Origin of the sequence: Leptolyngbya sp. KIOST-1 (assembly GCF_000763385.1) — a bacterium.
GTDB lineage: Bacteria > Cyanobacteriota > Cyanobacteriia > Phormidesmidales > Phormidesmidaceae > Nodosilinea.
The window spans coordinates 2,304,516-2,322,982 of sequence record NZ_JQFA01000002.1 but is presented as its reverse complement, the minus strand read 5'-3'; the positions used below and the strand labels follow the sequence as shown (position 1 = coordinate 2,322,982).

The 18,467-nt window shown below is 59.3% G+C and carries 17 protein-coding genes, 1 tRNA gene and 1 pseudogene; 2 read left to right on the top strand and 17 right to left on the bottom strand.

Going from position 1 to position 18,467, the window contains the following annotated elements:
• Nucleotides 1-42 precede the first annotated feature (42 nt).
• The 12 genes and pseudogenes from NF78_RS10300 to NF78_RS10245 form a co-directional block, all read right to left on the bottom strand.
• A complete protein-coding gene (locus NF78_RS10300) occupies nucleotides 43-459 on the bottom strand; it encodes a hypothetical protein (protein WP_035986068.1) in 417 nt (138 codons plus the stop codon).
• A 239-nt stretch (nucleotides 460-698) separates the two neighbouring features.
• A pseudogene (locus NF78_RS10295) lies at nucleotides 699-977 on the bottom strand (HisA/HisF-related TIM barrel protein); the annotation flags it as partial.
• Between the two features lie 271 nt (nucleotides 978-1,248).
• Complete coding sequence (locus tag NF78_RS10290) at nucleotides 1,249-2,040, bottom strand: hypothetical protein (protein ID WP_052050097.1); 792 nt, start codon at nucleotides 2,038-2,040, stop codon at nucleotides 1,249-1,251.
• Nucleotides 2,041-2,343: 303 nt separating this feature from the next.
• Entirely contained in the window at nucleotides 2,344-3,225 is an 882-nt protein-coding gene (folP, locus tag NF78_RS10285; RefSeq protein WP_035986066.1) for a dihydropteroate synthase, read from the bottom strand.
• 98 nt (nucleotides 3,226-3,323) lie between these two features.
• Entirely contained in the window at nucleotides 3,324-4,046 is a 723-nt protein-coding gene (locus NF78_RS10280) for an amino acid ABC transporter ATP-binding protein (RefSeq protein WP_035986064.1), read from the bottom strand.
• A complete protein-coding gene (locus NF78_RS10275) occupies nucleotides 4,039-4,698 on the bottom strand; it encodes an amino acid ABC transporter permease (protein ID WP_035986062.1) in 660 nt (219 codons plus the stop codon). Before NF78_RS10275 ends, NF78_RS10280 begins: the two co-directional genes overlap by 8 nt.
• A 9-nt stretch (nucleotides 4,699-4,707) precedes the next feature.
• Nucleotides 4,708-5,502, bottom strand: coding sequence for a transporter substrate-binding domain-containing protein (locus tag NF78_RS10270; RefSeq protein WP_035986060.1), 795 nt, complete (start codon nucleotides 5,500-5,502; stop codon nucleotides 4,708-4,710).
• Nucleotides 5,503-5,828: 326 nt separating this feature from the next.
• Complete coding sequence (locus NF78_RS10265; RefSeq protein ID WP_035986058.1) at nucleotides 5,829-6,110, bottom strand: DUF5340 domain-containing protein; 282 nt, start codon at nucleotides 6,108-6,110, stop codon at nucleotides 5,829-5,831.
• Between the two features lie 58 nt (nucleotides 6,111-6,168).
• Entirely contained in the window at nucleotides 6,169-7,062 is an 894-nt protein-coding gene (gene trpC, locus NF78_RS10260; RefSeq protein WP_035986057.1) for an indole-3-glycerol phosphate synthase TrpC, read from the bottom strand.
• Between the two features lie 120 nt (nucleotides 7,063-7,182).
• Nucleotides 7,183-8,619, bottom strand: coding sequence for a dihydrolipoyl dehydrogenase (lpdA, locus tag NF78_RS10255; RefSeq protein ID WP_035989322.1), 1,437 nt, complete (start codon nucleotides 8,617-8,619; stop codon nucleotides 7,183-7,185).
• Between the two features lie 334 nt (nucleotides 8,620-8,953).
• Entirely contained in the window at nucleotides 8,954-9,730 is a 777-nt protein-coding gene (locus tag NF78_RS10250) for a TrmH family RNA methyltransferase (RefSeq protein ID WP_035986055.1), read from the bottom strand.
• 39 nt (nucleotides 9,731-9,769) lie between these two features.
• Nucleotides 9,770-9,853: transfer RNA gene (locus NF78_RS10245), tRNA-Leu, on the bottom strand.
• Nucleotides 9,854-10,045: 192 nt separating this feature from the next.
• Here NF78_RS10245 and murA point away from each other — a divergent pair.
• On the top strand, nucleotides 10,046-11,413 hold the full coding sequence (gene murA, locus NF78_RS10240; protein ID WP_052050095.1) for a UDP-N-acetylglucosamine 1-carboxyvinyltransferase: 1,368 nt from the start codon (nucleotides 10,046-10,048) through the stop codon (nucleotides 11,411-11,413).
• 117 nt (nucleotides 11,414-11,530) lie between these two features.
• Here murA and NF78_RS10235 read toward each other — a convergent pair whose 3' ends face one another.
• The 4 genes from NF78_RS10235 to NF78_RS10220 all read right to left on the bottom strand — a co-directional run bounded on the left by NF78_RS10235 (nucleotide 11,531) and on the right by NF78_RS10220 (nucleotide 15,722).
• Nucleotides 11,531-12,628 carry an NAD(P)H-dependent flavin oxidoreductase gene (locus tag NF78_RS10235; protein ID WP_035986051.1) on the bottom strand — a complete coding sequence of 366 codons (1,098 nt, stop codon included), beginning with the start codon at nucleotides 12,626-12,628 and terminating at the stop codon, nucleotides 11,531-11,533.
• A 132-nt stretch (nucleotides 12,629-12,760) separates the two neighbouring features.
• A complete protein-coding gene (locus tag NF78_RS10230; protein WP_035986048.1) occupies nucleotides 12,761-13,351 on the bottom strand; it encodes a 4Fe-4S single cluster domain-containing protein in 591 nt (196 codons plus the stop codon).
• A 64-nt stretch (nucleotides 13,352-13,415) separates the two neighbouring features.
• Nucleotides 13,416-14,813, bottom strand: coding sequence for an oxygen-independent coproporphyrinogen III oxidase (gene hemN / locus NF78_RS10225; protein ID WP_035986044.1), 1,398 nt, complete (start codon nucleotides 14,811-14,813; stop codon nucleotides 13,416-13,418).
• A gap of 159 nt (nucleotides 14,814-14,972) precedes the next feature.
• Nucleotides 14,973-15,722, bottom strand: coding sequence for a heme oxygenase (biliverdin-producing) (locus NF78_RS10220; protein WP_035986042.1), 750 nt, complete (start codon nucleotides 15,720-15,722; stop codon nucleotides 14,973-14,975).
• A gap of 348 nt (nucleotides 15,723-16,070) precedes the next feature.
• Here NF78_RS10220 and acsF point away from each other — a divergent pair, with 348 nt between their 5' ends.
• A complete protein-coding gene (acsF, locus tag NF78_RS10215) occupies nucleotides 16,071-17,147 on the top strand; it encodes a magnesium-protoporphyrin IX monomethyl ester (oxidative) cyclase (RefSeq protein WP_035986040.1) in 1,077 nt (358 codons plus the stop codon).
• 296 nt (nucleotides 17,148-17,443) lie between these two features.
• Here the strand turns inward: acsF and NF78_RS33240 are convergent, their stop codons facing one another.
• Complete coding sequence (locus tag NF78_RS33240; protein ID WP_035986038.1) at nucleotides 17,444-18,136, bottom strand: acyltransferase; 693 nt, start codon at nucleotides 18,134-18,136, stop codon at nucleotides 17,444-17,446.
• Between the last annotated feature and the right edge of the window lie 331 nt (nucleotides 18,137-18,467).

Genomic DNA, 18,467 nt, shown 5'->3' with positions numbered 1-18,467 from the left:
GGTCGAGCAGAAACCCGGCTTCTAGCCGCCCCTGCCCACCGACTAAAGCGTTTTCTCCGGCTCAGGATTTTTCACGCTTGCCTCTATTGCGTCGAGGGTTTGTAGTACCAGTCGTTTGGCCTGTAGCTCCCAGCCCCACTTCTGCACCTGAAAGGCCACGTAAAAGCCAATCCCTGTGGCGATCAGATCCAGCGGCTGCCGTCCCGAAATCCCCAGCAGCAGCCCCAGCCCACCGATGCCCCAAAAGGGCAGCGCTACCGTCTGGCGGTTGTCTTCGACCAGCTTCGCCAAAAAGTTATTGGGCATGCTCGCCGCCACGTCCTCCCGCACCGCTTTTTGCTGGGGGTAGGGCACCGCAAAGCTAAACTTGCGGCGCAGCTTTTCAATTTTGCGGGCATCGGTGCTGTACTCCGTCAGCTCGTCTTCTGCCATGCGAATGAGCTGCTCAGCAATGGTCATAGGGGAGGTGTCCGAGTTGAGGTCAAGGGTGTGTGCGTAGATTGCATTGAGAATCAAGGCGGGTGGCACTGGTCACTGCGCCAATTATCTCACTGTAATGGCTCTTCCACAGGTGATTCCCTAAGGGCTGTGGCTTAGTGGTGCAGAAAACTCATGGCAGTCTCAGCATGAGAACGTAACGACCCTAGAGAACTCAATGCGGCAGTCCAAGGCGTCTCGTTTGCGCTGGGAGGCACCCGTAACAATTTTTTAATCGTCTCTAAGGATCCTACCCCGCCGCCCACTGTCAGCGGAATGAACACCTGCTCGGCGGTGCGATAGACGACATCGTAAATAATGTCGCGGTCCTCATGGGTGGCGGTGATGTCGAGAAACACTAGCTCATCAGCTCCAGCCTGGTTGTAGGCCTGGGCCAACTCCACCGGATCGCCAGCGTCTTTTAGATCGACAAAGTTGACCCCCTTGACCACCCGCCCAGCTTTGACATCCAGGCAGGGCACAATTCGCTTTGCCAGCATTGACCTTCTCCTTAGCTTTGTGTATCCACCGATCGGACCTCCACCCCTCCTGGCCTCGCCGTCATCGACCAGGCTGGCGATGGAGCTGCACTGGGTTCCTCGTTCGGTAGCGGTTCTGTGCCCCTGCTACTCCCGTCGGCCCCAGCGGCAACCTCCCTCAAACCACTCGTCTCGGCGGAGATCATTCATTACCCATGCACTGATGTCATTCAGCGGTCAATGGCCTCGGCCCAGGTTTAAGAATAGAGGATTTTGAAGGTTAGTTTGTCGATCAACAGGGACCAAGACGCTGATACACTGTGTTTTGGGTCAGACTGTCAGCATCGCGCAAACCAGAGGCAAGGATGTCCAAGGCCGCTGACTTGTAGTCCTTAAAGTGATGCTCAATTCCCCCGAAGCGCTGGCCATAGAGTGCAAAGGTTTGCAACGAGGCAGATTGGCTGGATAACACCGCCCAGGTGCCTTGCGCACCGGGTACATTGGCCGTCGCTAGATGAGCCTCAATATCGCCTAACACGTGCACTAGCCCCACCAGATAGGCCTGTTCTGAGGGTGGAAAGAAGTCCTCTACCGCTTGCGTTCGGCCATCGGGAGTAGTGACCAACAGGTCTGACTTCACCCGAATGGCCCAGTCCCACGTCTGCTTGTTCAACCAGCGCATCAACTCACCATGTTTCTCCTGCGGAGACGCTTCGCGAACAAAGCCTCGGTCGACCAGCAATGTCACCTGCACCTCCGGTGGTAGGACGGTTTGAGCGCGCTCTAGCACGGGCTTATACTGCTCAAAGCCCACCATGGCACGGCCGTGCTCCAGCACTACCTGAGCCAGGGTAAAGGAGCGGCCACCCCAGACAAAGCACACCTCAATCAGACAAAAGCGATCCCACAGCATACTGGTGTCTAGGGTCAGGAGAATGGTCGCTCCGGCAAAAGCCGACAGTGCTTGTCGAAGTATCGGCTCGTAGTACCGTTCCGATGTGATCTGCTGATTATGGAGAAAGTAACTCAGCCGTTCCATGTGGGCACGGGCACCACAGTCGCGATGCGATAAGTAGGGATCCATCGCCCCAGACAGGCCTCGCCGGACTGTAACACCGCCGCCACAATTTCAGCAAACCCTTGCAGATGACGTTGGTCTTTGGGCTGCACCCATTGACTCAATTGGTCTTGCAGTTGACGATACAAGAGGGGTGTTTCCATGAGGTTGGCTTTGAGTTGGGGAATTCAAGCCTCTCATGAAATGCCCCGCTCCATCCATCCCGTCTCATTTGAGACTCCTTACACAGCAACCCTTTTAGGACTTCTCTGTACCACTAAGATACCGAGCTTTTAGCCACAATTGATGACATGCCCTAGCGTTTTTGAGCTACGCTTCTAGCCCTCGCCACACCGCATCGGCCACCCGGCACACGTCGTGCATCGCCGCTCCGTCGTGGACGCGCAGAATGTCGGCTCCACCCGCGATCGCCGCGCAGCAGGCGGCAGCCGTGCCCCACACTCGCTGCTGGGGGTCGGGCTGGTCTAAAATCCAGCCGATAAAGCTTTTGCGGGAGGGGCCGACCAGCAGCGGGGAGCCCAGGTCACGAAACCGATTCAGATTACGCAGCAGTTCCAGGTTTTGGGAATAGGTTTTGGCAAAGCCCAGGCCGGGGTCCACGGCGATTTTGCTGGGCTTAACCCCCACGGCGATCGCGTCTTCGATCTGGTGGTGCAAAAACTCGTAGACCTCAGCGATCAAGTCTTGATAGTCGGTGTGCTGCTGCATGGTAGCAGGGGTACCGCGCAGGTGCATGATCACGATCGGCACCCCCAGATCGGCCACGGTCGAGAGCATGGCTCTGTCGTAGGTCCCGGCAGAGATGTCGTTAATAATGTCGGCCCCAGCTTTGACCGCCGCCCGCGCTACCGCCGAGCGGGTGGTATCGACCGAAATAACGGCCTGGGCCAAAACCTCATCGTCGTCGGCCCGAATGGCGTTGATTACCGGAATCACCCGGCTGAGCTCTTCCTCGCGGGAGATCGACCCCGCCCCCGGTCGGGTGGACTGACCGCCAATATCGAGAATGTCGGTGCCGTGGTGCACCAGGTGGCGCGCCTGGGCCACCGCCTGCTCTACCGTGTCAAACTGGCCGCCGTCGCTAAAGCTGTCGGGGGTCACATTCAGCACCCCCATCAGGTAGGTACGACTGCCCCAGTTAAAGGCGCGATCGCGGATTTTCCAGGGCGCAGGGCCAGTCAGCACAGACATGGGATTACTCAGGTAGAACCTTTGCCTAGCTTAGACGAATTGGGGAAGTCTCAGGTTTTGGGTGTCGGGTTTCCGCCTGCCACCCGCCACCCAAAACCCTACAGCACCTTCTCCAAAAACTGCTGGGCGCGATCGCTCTTGGGGGTGCTAAAGAAGATATCCGGCGGTGCGTCTTCCACCAGATAGCCGCCGTCGAGAAACAGCACGCGATCGGCCACCTCGCGGGCAAAGCCCATTTCGTGGGTGACAATGCACATGGTAATGCCGGTGTCGGCCAGGCCCTTCATCACGTCCAGCACCTCTTTGACCATTTCGGGGTCGAGGGCGCTGGTGGGTTCATCAAACAGCATGATGTCGGGCTCCATGGCCAGGGCGCGGGCGATCGCCACCCGCTGCTTTTGTCCCCCCGACAGCCGCGAGGGGTACTGGTCGGCCTTTTCCGATAGCCCCACCTTAGTCAGCAAGTCCAGGGCAATTTTGCTGGCGTCCGCCTTGGAGAGGCCCCGCACCTTCATCGGCGCGTAGGTGAGGTTGCCCATCACCGTCTTGTGGGGAAACAGGTTGAAGTGCTGAAACACCATGCCCACGTTCTGGCGCACCTTGAGGATGTCGCACTTGGGCGAGGTGATGTCGATGTCGTCGATGAAAATATGCCCGGCGGTGGGCACCTCCAGCAGGTTGATGCAGCGCAGCAGCGTCGATTTCCCCGATCCCGAAGGGCCGATGATCGCCACCACTTCGCCCGTATCGACCTGGGTAGAAATGTCCTTCAGCACCTCCAGCGGCCCAAAGGATTTGACCAAATGCTCGATTCTAATCACTGCGGCGCATCCTCCGCTCAAGAACCTGGGCCGCCTGGGTCAGCCCCATAACCATGATGTAGTAGATCACCCCCACCACGAGCAGCGGCTCAAAGTACAGAAAGGTCTGCCCCGCCACCACCTGAGCCCGCCGCATCAGATCGAGGACGCCAATGGTAGACACCAGCGCCGAATCCTTCAGCAGCGCGATCGTCTCATTCACCAGGGCGGGCAGGATGTTTTTGAACGCCTGGGGCAGAATGATGTCGAGCATCATGGGCCGGTAGGCCACCCCCAGGGACATTGACGCCTCCCGCTGCCCCTTGTCCACCGCCATAATCCCCGCCCGAATGGTCTCGGAACTGTAGGCCGCCGAGTTGAGCGAGAAGGTGAGCACCCCCGCCTCAATCGGCGAGATGCGGTAGCCAATGATTTGCGGGGTGGCGAAGTACACCAGCGCCAGCTGCAAAATCAGCGGCGTGCCCCGAAAGATTGAGGTGTAGAACTCCGCAAACCACCGCAGCGGCTTGACATTGGAGATCTTGAGCAGGGACAGCAGGGTGCCCAGGGTAAACCCGAACAGTGCCGACAGGACAGTAAACCTGAGGGTGACGAGAATACCCTGCAAAATAAACGGCAGCGACGGCAGAATTTGGCCAAAGTCTAGGTTCATAGCCGGTGACTACTGAGCCCCGTCGCCAAACCACCTTACAATCAGCTCTTCCATCAGGCCGCTCGACTCCATTTCGGCCAGCACCCGGTTGAAGTCCTCCACCAGTTCGGAGCCTCTGGGAAAGGCGATCGCCGAACCCGCTGGCCCCTCTTCGGGAATCTCCACCGCTTCCAGGTTGGGGTTGTTGGCCAAAAAGCCCTCCGCCACCGTGTCCTCAATGATGGCGGCATCGATACGGCCCGAATTCAGCTCCTGAATGATCTCGTTGATCCGGTTTAGGGATTGCAGGGTCATGCCCGGAACGGTTTCGGCCAGATCCTGACCCAGACCCTCCTGAATCGAACCCAGCTGCACCCCGACGGTTTTGCCCTCCAGGTCTGCGGGCGAGGTAATGCCGCCGCCAGTCGGAAACACAATGGTCTGCCTGGCTTCGTAGTACACCTCCGAAAAATCGACGTTCTGCCGCCGCTCCTCGGTGGGGGTCATCCCCGCCATCACAAAGTCGGCCCGACCCGCCTGAAGCGCCGGAATCAGTCCGTTGAAGTCCATGTTGGTGATTTCCAACTCGTAGCCCAGTTCGGTGGCGATGTGGCGGGCAATATCGATGTCAAACCCAACGATTTCTTCGGTGCCGCCAGCGGTTTCAATAAATTCGTAGGGAGGGTAGTCGGCGGAGGTGGCCATGGTCAAGGTACCGCCCGCATCGCCACCGCCCGCCGTCTGATCGCCGCCACAGGCCGTGGTCAACCCTACCGTTGCCAGCGCCACTGCCACTGTGGAAGCTATAAACCAGCGTCGTTTCATGGACTTTCCTCAAGCAATAATTCGCGTCTACAGGGGAAGGGAATTTTCCCAAGAGACATACTCTAGAACATGGCGCTGACGTTTGACCAGCGCCACTCCTACCCCTGAATAGCTTGCAGAGAAAATTTTGCCTTAGGAGTAATCTGGGCTACCGTTTGCTAGGGGCTGTCATCAATTAGCTGCTAACCGCTCAAAAATCAGGGGCTACAGCCCCTAGCCTGTCGTTTGGGTCGGGCATGGCATGGCTTGATACACCGAACTTTGGGCCACAACTGATGACCCACCCTCAGGTTGTAGGGTCGCCCGCCCCCGGAGCGATACCCCGATCAGGAGGCGATGTCGGGGGTAATGTCTTCGGGTCGCAGGCGATCGCCCATCTGGTTGGTGGACCACTGGTACTCGATGTCAATCTGGACCTGCTTGCAGGTTTCCTCAAGCTGGCGCTGCTGCGACAGAGCCTTGCGCAGGGCAATGATCAGCTCCTGCACCTGCAGTCGAATCTGGGGATGTTGGTAGGCCACCGACATGGTCTGCTGCTCCAGCAGCCGCAGCAACAGCTCGTAATGAATGTGGGAGGGTAACGGGAGCGGTTTGCCTAAATTTGCCATGGGGTGCTTCGGGGTGCGCTCTGTCGATTAAATCAGAAGTGTGTAAAGACTTCAGTATCTAGGCGATGTTTTTTTCATAAAGGCGATCGATGGCCAGTCCAGGGTCGGGCTGCCGAATCAGCGACTCGCCAATCAGCACCGCCGTTGCCCCGGCCGCCGTCACCGCCTGCAGATCGCTCGGGGTGTGAATGCCGGATTCGCTGACGACTACGGCCCCGCTGGCGGTCAGCTTCTCCCGCCGCGCCGCGACTAGCTCGGCGGTGGTCTCCAACCGGGTAGTAAACGTTTCTAAATCGCGGTTGTTGATACCGATCAGCGCCAGCCCCGGCACCGCCAGCACCCGATCCAGCTCTTCGAGGGTGTGCACTTCGACCAGCACCGCCATGCCCAGGGCTTTGGCAATCTGTACAAAGTAGGTCAGATCCTGGTCGGTCAGAATGGCGGCGATCAGCAGCACCGCGTCGGCCCCTTTTAGCCGGGCCAGGTACATCTGGTAGGGGTAGATGATGAACTCTTTACACAGCAGGGGCAGGTCTACCGCCTGACGAATCTGGGCCAGGTACTCAAAATCGCCATGGAAAAAGGCTTTGTCGGTGAGCACCGAAAGGCAGCTAGCCCCATGGGCGGCATAGGTCTGCGCGATCGCCACCGGGTCAAAATCTTCGCGCATTACCCCCTGGCTGGGGGACGCTTTTTTGACCTCGGCAATCAGGGCTGGGGTGGTGCGGCCGTCGCGCAGGGCGGCTACAAAGTCGCGGGGCGGGGGCGCATCCAGCACCTGGCGCTGCAGGTCGGCCAGGGGCAGGCGTTCCCGCAGGGCGGCCACCTCGGACTCCTTGTGCCAGACGATTTTTTCCAAAATGTGCCTGGGCTCGGCGTCATCGGCTTTGATCTGGTATTGCAAATTTTTGACCGCGACAGCGGGGTTGGGAGGGCGGCGGCGAATCTTCATTATTTTGGAATTTGGATTGGCGGTTTTGGACCGTAGGGCGATGGGAAAAACCGATGGGTCACAGCGGCATTCCTCGCTTCTTGCCCTGGTGGAAGGTGGGCGTTGCCCACCCTACGAGAATCAGGCGGGAACGACCACGGCCCGTTTGAAGGCCTCGTCGAGCACCTCCGAGAGGGTGGGGTGGGTGTGGACGCAGAAGGACAGGTCGGTGACGGTCTGGCCACTGGCGATCGCGTTGGCCGCCTCCTGGATCAGGTCCGCCGCGTGCATGCCGATGATGTGGGCCCCGAGGATTTCGCCCGTGTCCTTGCGGTAGATCACCTTGGCCAGTCCGTCCGACTCGCCCTCGGCCAGGGCCTTGGAGTTGCCCTTAAAGTAGGTGCGCACGGTGTCGATGGCAAACCCCTCAGCCTCGGCCAGGGTCTTGGCGGCGGGTTCGGTCAGCCCCACAAAGCTGACCTCGGGGTGGGTAAAGGCCGCCGCCGGAATGCTCAGGTAGTTCACCTGGCGCGGCTCGCCGCAGATGGTTTCCACGGTGAGAATACCCTGGGCGGAGGCGGCGTGGGCCAGCATCATTTTGCCGGTGGCGTCGCCGATCGCCCACAGGTGGGGCACCGGCTCGCCGCCCCGCAGCACCTGCAGGTGGTCATCGACGGGAATAAAGCCCCGGCGATCGGTTTCTACGCCGACCTTCTCCAGGCCCAAGTCCTTAGTGGCGGGGATTCGTCCAGTGGCAACCAGGCAGGCATCCACCTCCAGGGTTTCGACCACCTCGCGGGTTTCGCGATCGGCCAGCTCGATCACCACCGGGCTGCCGGGGGTCACCTTCTGGGCGATCACTCCGGCGCGGGTTTCGATGTCGCGGGGGGCAATCAGCACCCGCTGGGCGATCTTGGCGATGTCGGGGTCGAAGGTGGGCATCAGCTGGTCCAGCGCTTCGATAATCGTGACCTCGCAGCCCAGGGCGGTGTACACATCCGAAAATTCCAGGCCGATGTAGCCGCTGCCGATGATGGCGATCCAGTCGGGCAGCCAGTCAAGCTTGAGCGCTTCGTCGCTGGTAAATACCGTTTTGCCGTCAGTCTCAATGCCGGGGGGCACAAACGGAACCGACCCCGGCGACAGAATGATGTCCTGGGCAGTGACCATCTTTTCGCCGTCGGGGGTGGCGATCGCCACTTTTTGCTCCCCCGCCAGCCTGGCCCAGCCCTTGATGATGTCCACCCCCAGCCGGGTGAGGCTGTTGGTCATGTCGCCCTGAATTTTGCTGACCAGGGTCTTGGCGTGGTCGGCGATCGCCTCGCGGTCGTAGGTGACACTGCCCACCGAAATGCCCAGGGACTTGAGGTGGTGCTCGTTACGCAGCTCTCGCACCCGGCCCGAGGCCGCCAGCAGCGCCTTAGAGGGAATACAGCCCCGGTTGACGCAGGTGCCTCCCATCACATCGGCCTCCACAATGGCCGTCTTCAGCCCCCGCTTGACGGCGTGGAGGGCGGCTCCGTGGCCCCCTACCCCAGCACCAATAATCAGCAAATCGTAATCAAATGCGTCGCTCACAGCAGGCTCCTGAACAGGTAATCCAAACGGGTGAATCAATTCGAGGCGGCGAAGGGGCAGCCAGCCCACACTCCTCCTACCGTAACCAGCCGACCCCACCTTTGAGCCGAACCTTGGTACCCTACGGCAGCTAGAGTTTCTTTTCATTTTTGACCACCGGGAGCAATCAGACAACTCCCAATCCCCAATCCACCCTCCCCTCCCAGGCACCAAACACCACAAATCAGCCCCTTCCCAACCCAATTCCCCCCTTCACCCATCTCCATCTACCCACCCACCCACCTACCCATCCACCCATCTACCCACCCACCCACCTACCCATCCACCCATCCACTCACCCCCGCCGCTGCCTCAGAGCCTCATAAAGCAACAGTGCCGCCGAAATGCCCACATTCAGCGACTCCACCTCCTCTGCCATGGGAATGCGTACCTGTACGGTCGCCCGGCGCTGCAGCGACTCCGACAGCCCGGCCCCCTCGTTGCCCAGCACAATCACGGTCGGTTGAGTAAAATCCACTGACCAGTAGTCCACCGCGGCGTGGGAACTGGTGGCCACGATCTGTATCCCGGCCTGGCTCCAGCCCTCCAGGGGGGTGTCCAGATCGTCCACCACCGCCAGGGGCAACCGAAACCACTGCCCCGCCGAGGCCCGCAGCACCCTGGGGTGGTCGGGGGCAACGCTGTCGGCGCTGAGCCACAGGCCACAGACTCCGGTGGCCACTGCCGTGCGAATGATGGTGCCCAGGTTGCCGGGGTCTTGGAGCGTTTCGATCGCCAACCCAATCCCCTGAATAGCGGGTTGTGGGGACCGGAGTACCTGAGGGGCGATCGCCACGACGCCGTCGGGGTGCTGGGTGGTCGCCATTGCCTCCAGCACCGCTTCAGATACCTGTTCGACCCGCTCGACCGACTGTAGAGCCAGGGCCAGATCGGGATGGGCCACCTCCCAGGCGGGGGTATAGCAGGCCACCTGCAGGGGATAGTTAGCCGCCAGGGCTTCCTGAATTAAGTGGGTGCCTTCGAGCAAAAACTGGGCCTGCGATCGCCGCGCCTTGGCCTGGTGCAGCTTGCGAACGGATTTCACCAGGGGATTTTGCAGGCTCGTGAGCATGGCTACATCCCCCGATGAACCGTTTGGCTTTAGATTAGATGCGGAACCCGGGACTTGAACCCGGATGTTATTGCTAACACTAGGACCTGAACCTAGCGCGTCTACCAATTCCGCCAGTTCCGCTGGCCGGGCGTTATGAGCGCCGCGATTTGTAATCATGCACTGATATGCGTCACGAGTCAAGAGTTTGAAAAAAGATTTCGTGATTCTGAATGAATCAGCTATCCTGATGTGGCCAAGTTTGGCAAATGGATCTGGATTGCTATGGCGGAATCGATGGTTTCGGGTAGAATCTAGACGAAAATTCGGGGAAAAGTGGAGTTATCAGTTGTGGAGGACACCGCCATCGTTACATCCATCGGTTTGCCCAACCCTGTGACCGCTGCCGAAGCGGATGGTGCTGTACTCAAAATCACTGGCGGTGCTTCCCTAGCGGGCCAGGTCACCATTAGCGGTGCCAAAAACTCGGCCCTGGTGGTGATGGCAGGTACGTTGCTCTGCTCGCAGCCCTGCCGCATTCGCAATATCCCCAACCTGATGGACATCGAGCGGATGGGCGAAGTGCTGACCGCCCTGGGGGTGACGCTCAAGCGCGAAGGCGATGCTCTCACCGTCGATGCCAGCACCATTGCCCACACTAAAGCGCCCTACGATGTGGTCAGTCGGCTGCGAGCCAGCTTTTTTGTGATTGGTCCCCTGCTTGCCCGCATGGGGGTGGCGCGGATTCCCCTGCCCGGCGGCTGCGCCATTGGCGCTCGCCCGGTGGAGCTGCACGTGCGCGGTCTGCAGGCGATGGGGGCCGATGTCCACATCGAGCACGGCACGGTGCACGCCTACGTTCCCGGCAGCGGCGGACGGCTGAGGGGAGCCAAAATTTACCTCGACTACCCCAGTGTGGGGGCCACTGAAACCCTGATGATGGCGGCCACCCTGGCCGATGGCGAAACCATTATCGAAAATGCCGCCCAGGAGCCGGAGGTCACCGACCTGGCCAACTTCTGCCGGGCTATGGGGGCGCGCATTCGCGGCGCAGGCACCAATACCATTACGATCAGCGGGGTGCCCAGCCTGCACAGCACCGACTACGGCATTATTCCAGACCGAATTGAGGCGGGCACGTTTCTGGTGGCCGGGGCGATTACCCGTTCCGAAATCAGCCTGTCGCCAGTTATTCCTGAACACCTGACCGCTGTGATTGCCAAGCTCCACGAAATGGGGGGCCAAGTTGTGATCGACGGGCCCAGTCGGGTGCGCTACGTGCCCTCCCACACCATTGTGCCGACCGATATTCAAACCGGGCCGTTTCCCGGCTTTCCCACCGACATGCAGGCTCAGTTTATGGCGCTGATGGCGGTGTGCGAAGGCAGCAGCCTGATTACCGAAACGGTGTTTGAAAACCGTCTGCGCCACGTGGCCGAACTCAACCGGATGGGGGCCGACATTCGCCTCAACGGCAACTGCGCCATTATTAAAGGGGTGCACCAGCTCTCCGGCGCACCGGTCCTGGCCACGGACCTGCGGGCCTCGGCGGCCCTGGTGCTGGCGGGCCTGGCGGCCAAGGGTGGCACTACGATTCAGGGCCTGCACCACCTCGATCGCGGCTACGACGACCTGGAGGGCAAGCTGCGCCTGCTGGGGGCCAACCTGTGCCGCTACACCGACGGCGCGGCGGTCACCGCTTAAAATACCGGCAAGCGTTGAATTCCTGGTTCATGCCTGTGTTCAGCAATGCCGCTTAAACAATGCCGGGCGGGGTCTTGTGTTCAAGACCCCGCCCGGCATTGTGTTGTGGCGCCAACCCTAGCCCGCGACCAACTCAGCCATCACCTCGGCCACGGGCTGGATTCGCGGGCTGCCCCCCACGCAGCTGCCCGCGAACACCAGGCCATTGTCCACATCACCCCGGCAGGCGCGATCGAGGGCACGCAGAATACAGTAGGTCTCGCGGCGATCGCGAAACTTGCACACCTGGAGGCAGTTGGCAAAGCACTGATCCTTGAGGCCAGGAGTGTCGCCCCTGTTAACGCGATCGACGAAGGCATTGCGCAGGGCGCGACCGGGTAAGCCAACCGGGCTAGGCACCAGCACAATGTCCTCGGGCCGGGCCTGGAGGTGAAACTCCTTGTAGCGCGGGTCGGCGTCGCACTCCTCGGTGGGGATGAACCGGGTGCCAATCTGCGTGCCGCTGGCCCCCAGGCTGAGGGCATGGGTCAGGGAGGCGCGATCGCAGATGCCGCCCGCCGCCACCACGGGGATGGGGCGTTCGAACCCGCTCAGGTATTGCACCAGGGCGGGAAGGACGGTCTCAGGGGCGATCGCCGGGTCGCCCAGGTCTTCGGCCTTGGCTCCCAGGTGCCCGCCCGCTGCCTGGGGGTTTTCGACCACAAAGGCGTCGGGCAGGCGATCGTACAGGCGCTGCCACTTTTTGCAGATCACCTGGGCGGCGCGAACGCTGGAGATAATGGGCACCAGCGCCACCTCGGGCCGATGGGCGGTGATTTCCGGCAGGTTCAGGGGCAGTCCCGCCCCCGAAAAGATCAGGTCGATGCCGTGATCGACGGCGGTGCGCACCAGCGATTCATAGTCCCGCGCGGCCACCATAATATTGACACCGAGCACGCCCTTCGGGCTGAGGGCACGGGCCTTTTGCAGTTCGTCGATCAGGGCCAACTGGTTGGCCCGAAAAAACTCAGTCTGGCGTTTTTTGGGATTTTTTTCGTCAATGTTGAAATGGGGAGACTGCATCCCCAGGCCAACCGCCGAGATGATGCCGATGCCGCCCGCGTTGGCTACCGCCGCCGCCAGGTTGGCACCGGATACGCGAATACCCATGCCGCCTTGAACAATCGGGTAGGGGACAGTGTACTGGCCAATGGTCAGAGAAGGGAGAGTTTGCATGGATAAATTTGGAAGAAGGGTTGACGTGTTGGGGCCCGTCATCATTTGTGGCTAAAAGCCCGGTATAGCCATCGCCAGAACCGTTAGGACATGACCCATGCCCCTGAAACGATGGCTAATTGATGACAGCCCCTAGGGCGTTAGGCCCAGCTGCCCGTAGTAGCCGGTGACAAGGCGGCTGCCATCCTTGAGAATGTGCACTTCCATTTGGTCGCTGGCCCAGTGAATGCGATCGCTCAGGGCCGGGTTAAAGACGCGCACCCGCTGGTTGCGGGAGGAGACGGGGGAACTGGGGTCGTGGACGGCCAGGGTTTCGACGTAGGGACCATCCACTAAAATGTCGAGCTGATCGAGCAGGTCCTGAGCTCCAGGCGGGGCCGCCGCCGACTGTAACTCCGCCAGGGTAAACCCTGAAAACGACATGGTGTTGAGTCCGGCGGCCCTGACCTGTTTGGCGACCCGCGCCAGGGCGGGGGCCTGCCAGAAAGGTTCGCCCCCCGAAAACGTCACGCCCTCGTTTTGGGGATCGGCCAAAATCTGCTCGACCACCTCTTCCACCGGCACGATTTGGTTGGGCGCAAAGGACCAGGAGGCCGGGTTAAAGCAGCCGGGACAGCCCCGCCGACAGCCCTGAACCCAGACCACAGCCCGGCAGCCGGGACCGTTGACCTCGGAGCGGTTGACGTAGCCCATTAGATTGAGGGGGGCGAGGATGGTGGCCATGGTGGTGGGGAGGTGAAGGAGTGAAGACGTGAGGCGGTGAAGAGGGGGGGGTTGAAGGACTGGCCTATACCGATTGGGAGAACTGATGGAGGGTGCGGTTTCGCAGGTAGGTGTCGAATACGGCGGCGATGTTGCGAATCAGCAGTCGCCCGGCGGGAAGTACCTCGATGTGGTTGGGGGTGAGCCGCACCAAGCCATCGGCTTCAAGGGTCTTGAGGTCTTCTCGCTCGCGAGCGAAGTAGTCGTCGAAGGTCTGATCAAAGCTGAGGTGATACTTTTCTTCGATCGCCGCCTTGGAGAGCTCAAACTGGCACATCAGCTCCATGATCACCGCCCGGCGCAGAATGTCGTCCTGGCTGAGCACCACAGCCCGCTCCAGGGGTAGGGTATCAGTGTCTACGGCTTTGTAGAAGTCGCGCAGGCCCTTGTGGTTTTGGGCGTAGACATCGTGCAGCATGGTGATCGAGGTCATGCCAAAGCCCAGCAGATCGGACTCGGGCTGGGTGGTGTAGCCCTGAAAGTTGCGGTGCAGCTGGCCCTGGGCCTGGGCGATCGCCAGTTCATCCCCCGCCTTGGCAAAGTGATCCATACCGATGAACTGGTAGCCACCGGCGGTGAGGCGATCGATCGCCATATGGAAGATCTCCAGCTTTTCGGCGGGGCCGGGCAGGGTAGTCGGGTTGATGTGCTTTTTCTGAACCGGCTTGAGCCAGGGCACGTAGGCAAAGTTGAAGACGGCAATGCGATCGGGATCGAGGCGCAGGGTTTTGGCGATCGTGTCGCGGAAGGTGGCCAGGGTTTGGTAGGGCAGCCCATAGATCAAATCCACATTCACGCTCTCAAAGCCCGCCTCCCGCAGCCAGCCCATCGCCTCAAACAGCATCGCCTCGGGCTGAATCCGGTTGACCGCCGCCTGCACCGTGAGGTCAAAGTCCTGCAGGCCAAAACTCACCCGCTTGAAGCCCAAATTCTTCAAGAAGAAAACATACTCGCGAGTCAGGTCGCGGGGGTTCACCTCGATGGAGATCTCAGCCCCGGGCTCAAACTCAAAGTGCTGGTGCAGCACGGTCCACAACCGCTCCACCTGGGCCTGGCTCAGGTAACTGGGGGTACCGCCGCCCCAGTGCAGCTGGTTCACCCGGCGGTTGGCCACCCGCTGTGCCACCTGGGCAATATTACGCTCCAGAGAGTCCAGGTAAGGATCGGCTACTTTTTTTTGCCGGGTGATCACCGTATTGCAGCCGCAAAAGTAGCAGGCCGACTCGCAGAAGGGAATGTGGCAGTACAGCGATAGGGGCGTTTGTTTGTAGTTACCCACGGCGATCGCCGCCTCAAAATCCCTGGGGCTAAAGGCCTCCTTCATCTCGGTGGCCGGAGGATAGCTGGTGTAGCGGGGCAGCGGCTGGTTGTACTTATGCAGCAGCGCTGGGTCAAACACGACGGGGTTGACAAGGGAGAGCATAGTGATAGGTGTTTGCAAAAGGTGGATGAATGTGGCTTTGTAGGGTGCATTAGCGGCTCTTTCTCTCTGGCAAACCACCCTGGGTCCAGGCTTTTGAGCCGCAATGCACCCCTGGGATGCTGGGAGGTGCATTGCTTCGCTAATGCACCCTACGAGGGCTTATTCCGTTGCCATCAGGGCCACCATGCCGTGGTGGTGGTGGGGTTCAGTGCTGCCGGGGCGATCCTGGCGGGTAATCAGGTCAAACACGTGGTCGCCCACCGCCGCCCGCACATCGGGTTCCAGCTCGTGAAACACGTCACGGTTGAGGGCAAAGGCCAAATTCGCCTCCTCCACCAGCTGCTGGATCAGCGCCTCATCCACCGGTAGGGCATTCAGCGCATCGCGGTACCTGAACTTGAAGTTGCGCTTGGCCTCCACCGTGGGCAGATCGTCAAACTCGTGCAGCCCGGTCCCCTGGTCGGGGGGCAAATTTAGCGCCGATCGCACGATGTGCCGCAGCCCCTGCCCGCCGGAAAGATCGCCCATGTAGCGCACATAGGCGTGGGCCACCAGCAGGGCCGGGTTGCTGGCCGACACTTCTAAAATGCGGTTGACGTAGCGCAGCCCCGCCGGAGTGGCTACGATGTCGTGCTGCCAGCGATCGCCGTAGTAGTAGGCCAGATCTGCCTCCAGCTTTGGAGTCCGCAGCAGTTCAGCAAAGATCATCGGCCCCACCACAGGGTGCTGCCCATGGCGGGCCATTTCGATCTCCAGCGCGTTGTAGAGAAAATAGAGGTCGGCGGTGAGCTTGCGGAACGGCTCCAGCTCCACCACCCCCTTAAGAAAGCACTTCATAAAGGCCGTGTTTTCAGACAGGGTGTGGGAAACCTGGGTGCCTTCGCGCAGCCGTTGAGCTAGGTCAGTCATAGGAAATTCTCACAGCGACAGGTAAAAATCTTTTGATCACTATACAGCTATTAAGCTTTTGTTTAATCGTGCTGGTTTAAGTTTTGTGTCTCTGCAATCTACTTGCCGAACGCTGGAGCGGAGACAGTGACCCAGGAAAGGCGACGAGGGCGATTTGGCGATCGCCCTCAGTAATAGCCTCATCCGTTAAGAAAAGTGTTTTTTGCCTGGGGCAAGCGATCCGCAGCATCCCCTCCAGTACTCAACCACTGCTCCCAGACCTTCTTTTGGGAGTCCCTTTAACGGGGCTTGACTATTGATAGCTACTTAGTGATAAAGTGCTTTTCAATCGTTTAACCCAAGAATGCTATGGTGACTGCTCCCCCTAGACCAGCCCCTCAGCCCGGTGACAGCTCGGTAAAAACCGCTATTGAAGAAAACCTGCTGTCGCCCCGGTTCTACACCACCGACTTTGACAAAGCCGCAGCGATGGATCTGTCCCTATCCGAAGAGGGGCTCCAGACCATGCTGGACGAAATGCGGGCCGACTACAACCGCCACCACTTCATCCGCGACGACTCCTTTAAGCAAAGCTGGGAACACATTCAGGGCGAGGAGCGCAAGGCGTTCATCGACTACCTGGAGCGATCCTGTGTTTCAGAGTTCTCCGGTTTCTTGCTGTTTAAAGAACTGTCGCGGCGGCTGAAGGGGCGGAGCCCAGTGTTGGCCGAAATCTTTAGCCTGATGGCCCGCGATGAAGCCCGTCACGCGGGTTTCCTGAACAAGTGCATGCAGGATTTCCACATTTCCCTCGACCTGGCCAAGCTGACCAAAAACCGCACCTACACCTTCTTCCCGATTGAGTGGATTGTCTACGCCGTCTACCTCTCCGAAAAAATCGGCTACTGGCGCTATATCCTCATTTACCGGCACCTGGAGCAGCATCCCGAGCACAGCTTTTATCCGCTGTTTAACTACTTCGAGAGCTGGTGCCAGGACGAAAACCGCCACGGCGATATTTTCAAGGCGCTGGTCAGGTCGCAGCCCGCCATGTGGCAAACCTGGCAGGGCCGCCTCTGGAGCCGCTTCTTTCTGCTTTCGGTGTTTGCTACCCACAGCCTCACCGTCCACGAACGGGCCAAATTTTACGAAATGCTGGGCCTCGATGCCACGGCCTTCGACATTGAAGTCGTGCGCAAAACCAACGATACCGCCGCCCGCGCCTTCCCAATCTATCTCAACGTTGACCACCCCGAATTCTTTCCTCGCCTGGAGCGCGCCGCCGATCGCAACCTCAAAATCAATCAGCTGATGGCCACCTCAGCACCTGCCTGGCTGAAGCAGCTGCGAAAAATTCCCCTGGTGCTGGGCATCGTCGGCGACCTGGTTCGTCTCTATTTCATTAAGCCCCTCGATGCCGAAGCGCTCCGCCATGCCATTCGGTAGGCTGACCAAATATAGCGATGGCCAACCCCAGCGCTGGTGAGAGTTCTCAATCATCGCATTGAGTTTGCTTATTCCTGATTTCTCCTGGCATCCCCATGTTTGCCCCCGATCCTCTTCCTCGGAAGAGAGTTGGGGGCTTTTTTTGGCATCTAGCCGTAGCCAGTTCGATAAAAACAGGCATACAGTCTTGGCCCCAGCTTGAGATGGCCATAAACCATCTCAAAAGATTCCCTATGAATCTTTGGCTTCTCCAGAACCTTTTCAGCACCGGATCACACCCAGGGCAACGTCCCCCACTAGCTGTCAGGAGTCGTTCTACGATTTTCTAGAACTTTGGCAGGAACGCCTACGGCGACCGAATACGGGGGAATATCTTTAGTGACGACCGCCCCAGCCCCAACCACGCTGCCGTAGCCGATCCTGACACCGTCTAAGACCTTAGCGCCAGACCCGATCCAACATTTGTCTTCGATCTCAATTCCCTGCGTGCTGTAACCCACGTGACCATGCTGATTGGCGTAAATACCGACCATAGAGGCGATCATACAGCCTTGGCCGATGGTGACATGGCCTGGCCCAGATATACAGCTATGGGGGCCAATATAGGTATCATCGCCAATAGTGATGGTGCAGTTGTCGCCCAGACGAATGCTGACGTCACGATCCAAAGAGACGTTTTTACCCAACATCAATCGACAGTTGGCAAAATCGCAGTTCAAAATTGAATACCTCAGTATTCTCACACCGTCACCAATCAGCATCCTGTGAATGCCAAGAATTTCGACCCAGGCCTGAATATAAATATTCTTTCCCCAAGTTTGCGAGAGAAGAGGATAGCCCAAACGCCGAATTACAGTTCCCAAAGGACGAGGTAGGGGTTCAAACAATGAGATGATTAACTTGCTCAAAGCATGATGCTTTTGAGGCGATGGGTCTAGTGGCTGCTGAGTTGCGGCGTCTAAAGCCTCGATCTTTTGGTTAGTGGTCATTGCAGAAACTCCTGAAAATTGCAGGCTACCCTGCTACAGACAGGGCAGTAACTCTTCTGATGTAGCGGTTCGATAGCGTTTTTGAAAGTCAAGCTGGGTTCACAGGCGTTACTGCCGGAGGTGAAACCTTGTCCAAAGTTGTCTGCTGCCGATGGCTATAGGCCCGATCGATGTCCCAAATTTCGGCTGCTCACAAAACCTTTCTACGCGGCCTGACTAAAGCTATTTCTCTGGTATCAGCTCTCTTGCAGTCTTTGTCTCTATCTGCTCTAATTCTCTCTAAGTAGGTCGTAGCAGAGGCGCTCAAAGGAGCCTGCAGGATCTGCTTAGA